The organism is Azohydromonas lata NBRC 102462 (assembly GCF_001571085.1).
Taxonomy (GTDB): Bacteria; Pseudomonadota; Gammaproteobacteria; order Burkholderiales; family Burkholderiaceae_C; genus Azohydromonas; species Azohydromonas lata.
The window spans coordinates 59,667-66,173 of record NZ_BCTC01000027.1; the positions used below are offsets into that span (position 1 = coordinate 59,667).

At 62.7% G+C, this 6,507-nt stretch carries 9 protein-coding genes; 5 read left to right on the forward strand and 4 right to left on the reverse strand.

Features of this window, described 5'->3' with window-relative positions:
* Positions 1 to 31 precede the first annotated feature (31 nt).
* The 4 genes from tnpC to ALA01S_RS31745 form a co-directional block, all read right to left on the reverse strand.
* Positions 32 to 1,597, reverse strand: coding sequence for an IS66 family transposase (tnpC, locus tag ALA01S_RS12020; protein ID WP_066336543.1), 1,566 nt, complete (start codon positions 1,595 to 1,597; stop codon positions 32 to 34).
* A gap of 68 nt (positions 1,598 to 1,665) precedes the next feature.
* Positions 1,666 to 2,013, reverse strand: a complete 348-nt coding sequence (gene tnpB / locus ALA01S_RS12025; RefSeq protein WP_066336546.1) for an IS66 family insertion sequence element accessory protein TnpB — start codon at positions 2,011 to 2,013, stop codon at positions 1,666 to 1,668.
* On the reverse strand, positions 2,010 to 2,423 hold the full coding sequence (tnpA, locus tag ALA01S_RS12030; RefSeq protein ID WP_066336550.1) for an IS66-like element accessory protein TnpA: 414 nt from the start codon (positions 2,421 to 2,423) through the stop codon (positions 2,010 to 2,012). The genes tnpB and tnpA overlap by 4 nt, the downstream gene beginning before the upstream one ends.
* A 101-nt stretch (positions 2,424 to 2,524) precedes the next feature.
* Positions 2,525 to 3,352, reverse strand: a complete 828-nt coding sequence (locus ALA01S_RS31745; protein ID WP_084267474.1) for a TIGR02391 family protein — start codon at positions 3,350 to 3,352, stop codon at positions 2,525 to 2,527.
* A 314-nt stretch (positions 3,353 to 3,666) separates the two neighbouring features.
* On the opposite strand from ALA01S_RS31745, the gene ALA01S_RS31750 reads away from it, so the two are divergent.
* The 5 genes from ALA01S_RS31750 to ALA01S_RS32935 all read left to right on the forward strand — a co-directional run bounded on the left by ALA01S_RS31750 (position 3,667) and on the right by ALA01S_RS32935 (position 6,326).
* The gene (locus tag ALA01S_RS31750; protein ID WP_084267475.1) at positions 3,667 to 4,134 is read left to right on the forward strand and encodes a single-stranded DNA-binding protein; all 468 of its coding nucleotides are present in this window, start codon (positions 3,667 to 3,669) and stop codon (positions 4,132 to 4,134) included.
* A gap of 211 nt (positions 4,135 to 4,345) precedes the next feature.
* Entirely contained in the window at positions 4,346 to 4,849 is a 504-nt protein-coding gene (locus ALA01S_RS12035; protein WP_066336552.1) for a hypothetical protein, read from the forward strand.
* Positions 4,850 to 4,891: 42 nt separating this feature from the next.
* A complete protein-coding gene (locus ALA01S_RS12040; RefSeq protein ID WP_157118960.1) occupies positions 4,892 to 5,416 on the forward strand; it encodes a hypothetical protein in 525 nt (174 codons plus the stop codon).
* 244 nt (positions 5,417 to 5,660) lie between these two features.
* Positions 5,661 to 5,810: a hypothetical protein gene (locus ALA01S_RS33940; protein ID WP_169805907.1), complete on the forward strand. Its 150-nt coding sequence runs from the start codon at positions 5,661 to 5,663 to the stop codon at positions 5,808 to 5,810.
* A 150-nt stretch (positions 5,811 to 5,960) separates the two neighbouring features.
* On the forward strand, positions 5,961 to 6,326 hold the full coding sequence (locus tag ALA01S_RS32935) for a hypothetical protein (RefSeq protein WP_157118961.1): 366 nt from the start codon (positions 5,961 to 5,963) through the stop codon (positions 6,324 to 6,326).
* Positions 6,327 to 6,507: the final 181 nt, after the last annotated feature.

The window sequence follows — 6,507 nt, forward strand, 5'->3', positions numbered from 1 at the left end:
CACCCGCGCAGCCGGCTTCGGGTCGCTATTCTCAGGCGGCCTGGCGCTGCGGCAGCGGCTCGGCGCGGCCGATGTTCCAGGGCAGCAGCTCGTGGACGCGGTCGACGCGGTGCTCGGCGATGCGCTCGAACACCGCGCGCAGGTAGGCCTGCGGGTCCAGCCCGTTGAGCTTCGCCGTCTCCACCAGGCTGTACATGGCCGCGGCGCGCTCGGCGCCGGCGTCCGAGCCCATGAAGAGGAAATTCGATCTTCCGAGCGCGACCCCACGCAGGCTGCGCTCGGCGGCCGAGTTGTCGATCTCGATGCGGCCGTCGTCGCGGTAGCGCGTGAGGGCCTGCCAGCGCGTGAGCGAGTAGGCAATGGCCTGGGCCAGCTCAGACTTCCTCGACACGCGGCCCACCATGCCCGTGAGCCAGTCGTGGTACTCCTGCAGCAGCGGACCGGCCCGGGCCTGGCGGTGCGTGCGCCTGACGTCCGGCGGCTGCCCGCGGATGTCCTCCTCGATGGCGTAGAGCGCCTTGATGCGCCGCAGCGCCTGGGCCGCCACCGAGTCCTCGCTGCGCCCGGTGCTGACGTACAGGTCCCACCACGGCCGTCTTGCGTGGGCCCAGCAGGCTGCTTCCGTCACGCCCTGGGCGTAGAGCCGCGCCCAGCCGCTGTAGCCGTCGGCCTGCAGGACGCCGCGGAACTTCTCCAGGTGCTCGCGCGGGTGGCGGCCTTCACGGTCGGGCGAGTACTGGAACCACGCCGCCGGTGCCTCCTCGCTGGCTGCCGGGCGGTTGTCGCGCACGTAGACCCACAGCCGGCCTTCCTTGGTCTTGCCCTTGCCGGGCGAGAGCACCGGCACGGGCGTGTCGTCGGCGTGCAGCTTCTCGGCCGCCAGCACGTAGCGGCTGAGCGCCGCCAGCAGCGGGTCCAGCAGCTTCTCGCCCTGGCCCACCCAGCGCGCCAGCGTGGAGCGGTCGATGTGCACGCCGCTGCGCGCGTTGATGCGGCTTTGCCGGTACAGGGGGATGTGGTCGCAATACTTCGAGACCATCACGTGCGCCATGAAGGCGGCCCCGGCGATGCCGCGCACGATGGGGCGACTCGGTGCCTCGGCCTGGAAGATCGTCTGGCACTTCACGCAGGCGAGCTTGGGCCGCACATGGCGGATGACCTTGAAGCGCGAGGGCACGTATTCCAGCTGTTCCGACACATCGGCGCCGATGCGGCGCAGCCGGCCGCCGCACGCGCTGCAGCCGCAGGCCTGGCCAGCGCTGTCGTGGTGCGCGTGCGTGGCCGGTGGTTGGTGCACCAGCTCCTCGCGCGGCAGGTGCGAGGGCAGGCTGCGGTCCAGGGCCGGCGCATTGGCGGCCGGAGCCGGCGCCGCCTTGGGCAGCGGCGGCAGTTCCGGCGGCAGCGGTGCGGGCTCGATGAGCGTGCGCTGGCCGTCGTCGAAGCGCTCGCTGGAGGCGCCGTACTGGTCCCGGATGCGGCGCGCCAGCTGCAGCCGCAGCTTCTCGTTCATGAGCTTGAGCAGCACCAGCTCCGCGTCGCGCGCCTCGATGACGCGCAGCAGCGACTCGACGGTGTGAGGCCCAGGCGGCAGCGGCATGGTCCCTACTGTGCCGTGCTGGGCGGCAGCTGACCAGTGGCCCGTGAGCCGCGTGCAACAGGCCTGGCTCAGGCAGCGAGCTCGGGCGTGTGCGTGCGCACCGGCATGCGCCAGTCAATGCCTTCCAACAGCATCGACAGCTGCGCCGGCGTGAGCGAGACGCTGCCCGAGGTCGCCTGCGGCCAGACAAAGCGTCCCCTCTCGAGCCTCTTCGATAACAACATTAGGCCCTGGCCGTCGAACCACAAAACCTTCAGGATGTCGCCGCGGCGGCCTCGGAAGACGAAGACGTGGCCCTCGAACGGATTCCTCGTCAGCGCCGTCTGCACCATCGCCGCCAGCCCGTCGAAGCCCTTGCGCATGTCGGTATGGCCGGCCACCAGCCACACCCGCGTACCGGCTGGCAGCCCGATCACCGCAGCTCCAGCAGCGCCTGCAACACGCAGCGCACGCTGGCCTCGTCCACCGTGCCGCGCAGCCGCACCAGCGCCGCACCGATCTCGACCTCGATCACGCCCGTACCCACACGCCGTGGCGTCGGCGTTGCCGGCGCGCAAGCGCGCGGGGCCGCCGGTGTAGCGACCGGCTCCTCTACCGTCACGGGCAACAGCACCGGCGCCGACTCGGCGGGCGGCTGGGCCGCGGCCTGCTGTTGCTCCAGGTGCAGCCGTCGCCAGTTGAAGAGCAGGTTGGCGTTGATGCCGTGCTCCTGCGCCAGGGCCGCCACCGACGCCCCGGGCTGCAGGCTGCGCTCGACCAGCTCGCGCTTGAGGGCCGCGCTGTGCTGCCGCCGCGTGGCCCTGTCCGTGATGACTCGCTTGTCCATGTGTGCATTACCTCCATCGTGCACACCTACGCAAGCGAGCACGCGTCCCGGCGATGCTGCTCAGGGCGGGCTGCTCTGCCTATAGGGCCAGGACGCAACGCTTACTGACGGCCTTCATATATGGCTTTGGCAAGTACCGCCGTATCAAGGCGTCGATGAACAAGAGAAACCAATGAAAAGATGTCTAGAGCGTCCTGCTCTTCTATTCTCCATGTGATTTTTGGGGCATGTGCGGCAGTATTCCTGAAGGTCCCAAAAAGACCTTTTAGTAGATTCATGAATCCACGTTGTTCGCTCTGATCACTCTCGGACTGTAAAGAGTTTAGGGCCAGATGAGGAATAGCTGCCTTGAACGAGAATGCTGCATCCACCAACTCCGATCCATCCAAACTCAATCCCGTTTTCTCTCTAATCTTGTCTGCCACACTCTTCGTAGCTTCAAATACTGCATGAAAATAGTTATCAACTAGCAACTCTTCTCGGCAATATCGAATAGCGTCATGATGAACCTTTCTTAATATTAAAGCCTCTCGTAAGCGAGACGCACGAGCCATTGCTTGATAATGAGTGTCTGCTTTTTTTGCAAACGATAGCTTGCCGTTGATGCCCATCTCATAGCCAGCAAACGCCAGTACGAGATTGAGTTTGGAGCGAGTGTTCTCATACCAATCAAGTGAATTGTGATGGCGAACAGGGTTCATAACGTGCTGCAGAAAACTTGCAACATTGTTCCCGCACTTATCCTCTAATTGCTTCGCTTTCAATGCTTCAAAAAGTCGGAATCGCTTTGTTACTGAAGGATGTGGATCTTTAATGCTGCACTCGCGCAGGCATCGAGCAATGGTGGAGCCAGAAAGGCCCTCTGTTGTATGGCCTAGTATTTCGGAAATTGATTCCAAAACTCCAATTTCGAAAGACGGTATGGACATTTCAAGTGATTGTTGGTGAGTTTTTCAAGAAAATTCTGGACGCAGCTTCAACGTATTGGCTGTCAGACGGTATTTTGGTACGTGCCACTGTGCTCATACAGGCGGTCATGCAGCCCAACTTGTGGCGACAGACGTAGATAGGCCCGGCTTGCGCCTTATCGTGGTGCCTTTCAGCCAGACCAGTTGCGCCAGCACTTGGTCGTTCCAGCAATCGTTGCCCAGGATACCGAGCAGCAGTCCAACTCTGTCGGCTGCAGCAAGCTGCGCTACTGTATGGGCCACGAACCACGGTCTGGCGGAACGGAGCTGCGGCGATGATCGAAGGACTGGTATCTGGGAAGGTGTACGGACGGCCTGAGCAGCGCGTGGGCAACAACAGCGGCAAGCCTTTCGTCACGGCAAAGGTACGCGCCGCCACCGCCGGCGGCGAAACGCTCTTCGTCAACGTCTTGGCCTTCGATGTCGATGCGCAATCTGCGCTGCTCGCACTCGCGGACGGCGACGCGGTGTCGCTGGCGGGCAGTCTCACGCCGAAGGTCTGGACAGATCGTGAAGGCCAGCCGCGACCAGCGCTGGATCTGATCGCAAGCCAAGTGCTGACCGCCTACCAGGTCAAGCGCAAACGCGACACGATCACCAGCGTAGAGCGGCAGGTACCGCAAGCACCGCGGCAGCTACCACCTGTGCCAGCATCAGCACGTCAGGGCAACTACCGCGCACCAGCAGCAACGACCGCCCAAGATGCGGATGGGTGGCCGGCATCGGACGCCCCTTGGAATTGAAGGCTTAGAACGCGGTTCGCGCCTTTGGGGCTGGCAGTTCGAGGTCCGCAGCGGGTGGCCGGCTGTCTACCGTCACCTGTACCGCTGCAAGGTGGCCTGTGGTCGCTGGCTCGCCGTCTGACTCCCAGCGGTCACTGTGGACGGCACCATGCTGCCGTACTGCGCGCGCCTCTGCGATACTGTTGTTTTATACAGGATCAGGCGCAAAAAAATGGAAATTGAAGCACTGGAGAGGGCGTCCACCGTCGAGGAACAGGAAACGGTACATGCAGACCGGTTGTGGATCGACGGCGGCTGGACCGCGCGAGTAGTCAAGAACGAGGAGGACGACGGCTGGGCCGTGGAGATGTGGCGCCAAGGCGAAGCAGAGCCGGCGCTGGTAGGGCCGTGGACCATGGGCCGGGACAAGAAGAACCCGAAGCCGCTTGATGTCTCGGCATTCAACACCTTGGTCAAAACTGCCAGCGAAGTACGGCGTCGAGCCGAGCAACACCGACACGCAATGCTGCACAAGAACGTCACCGTGTCTGCCGGCGGCGAGAGCATCACGGTGGAGCTCGATATCGTGCCGGACGAGTACGAGCCCTACGCCGTGCTCGCCGCCAAGAACCCGTATGGCGAGCAGCTGGCCAGCGTGAAGGTCCGGCCGGACTTCAAGCTCAATTCCGCCAGCGCCAGCGCCTGGATCGAAACGGGCTATCGCTCGCCCCGTTGATGCTCCGGGGCTACCACCAGTTCAGCGTTTTAATGGCCTTCCATGCTGTTTGAAGTCCGGCGTCAGCGGCATCGAGGCATGCCGGTGTCCAAGCAGGATCTTGCCTACCAGGTGCCGGTTCGAGGCGACCTGCGGGTGCAGGAGCGCGCCGCTGAGGAGATGGGCCGCCGCGTGTGCCGTGTCGCCTCGTTGCATGCGCTCGACCGGGCCATCGAGGACGAGTTGCTGCCGCCCCTCTACGATGCTTCGCTGCTCTGGGCAGCCCCATTGGGCATGGTGCTGGGTGGTGTCGAATTCGAGGGCGGCGTCGGGTACATGCAGTCGTGGCTCCTCACCCCATGGGAACGCTCCGGCTCCTATTCTTCCCAGCCGTGCCATGTCGCCACACGCGAGGGTGTCAGGCCTGGCCACGGCGGAGCACAAGCTGCGCTCCAGGGTGCTGCTGACTCGCAGCAGCGCTCCCCAGTGGCAGAGCCGATCGAGTTGCGGGCGGCCGGCGCCGGCCACGACGCTGCGGAGGCCGCATCGACGAACACTTCTGACGCGGGCGTAAGCAATTCGCCTTGAGGCGTTTTCCACAAGTTCTGTGCATAAGGGTGTTCGCAAACACCTTCTTGCGACGGCAAGTCGTTGTGGTGCAAGGAATTTACGTTGCTGCCCAAGAAGTTGGCACATGCCCCGTGCGGTAGTGCAATCCTGGACGTGGGTCGGCTTCAACCCTTGACTGGGAGCAGGCATTGCATCGGAGGAATATCTTTGTGGTGGCACGCGCCGCGGCGGCGTAGCCTCAACCTCACTGGAGGCCTTTGACATGCCCCGTACCCCGAACGACGACCGTAGCGACAGCCTGAACCCGAACAACGATGCTTATCAGTCCAGCCAGGACAACCGATCGGATCAGCTCAACCCCAATAACGAGCGCTACCAAGGCGAGCAGGAAGACGAGGGCGACGAAGATTGAAACTGCTGCTCAATCGAACAAAGCGTGATCTGACCTCTGGGCCGCGTCACGCTTTTTTATTTCTTGCGCGGCAACGCCGTCCTTCAGCAAGGACGAGACGCTGTGCCGACTTCCAAAGATTAATTAAGTTAAAGTATGCATTGACCACTGGTGGCGCTGTCAGCATATTTGTTGGTTAATAATGCTGATGTAGAAGCGGCCTTACCGCTGAATTTGAAAAATTTTGATTTTGAATGGGAGCGGATTTCGATGTATAGCTCTGAAAAAGACCTGCCTAGCGGCTGGATCAAGCCTGTTGCCAAGCCTTCGAAAGAATCTTTGAAAACACGCATAAATACCTTGCGTGCGGAGTTGCGTGAAGCTGAAGCTCAACTTCGAGAAATTGAAGAAGGGGAACGCCTTGAGGCCTTGGTGAAAGTTCGGAATCTCATGCGTGGATTCCAGCTGACGCCGGCGGATTTAGGATTGGAACCTACTGTGCGGCACCGCGGTCGGCCCCGCAAGATCACGCCGTAAGCCGTGGTTCTCGGGCTTCCGTCACTGCTGCTCTGCGTTGTCGTGGGGATTTCTGACGGCGACACGGTGACGGTGCGCTGCGACGCTCAGTCGCAGACGCTACGGGTGCGCTTGGCGCAGGTGGATGCGCCCGAGAAAAGCCAGCCTTGGGGTGAGCGCAGTCGTCAAGCACTGGCTGGAC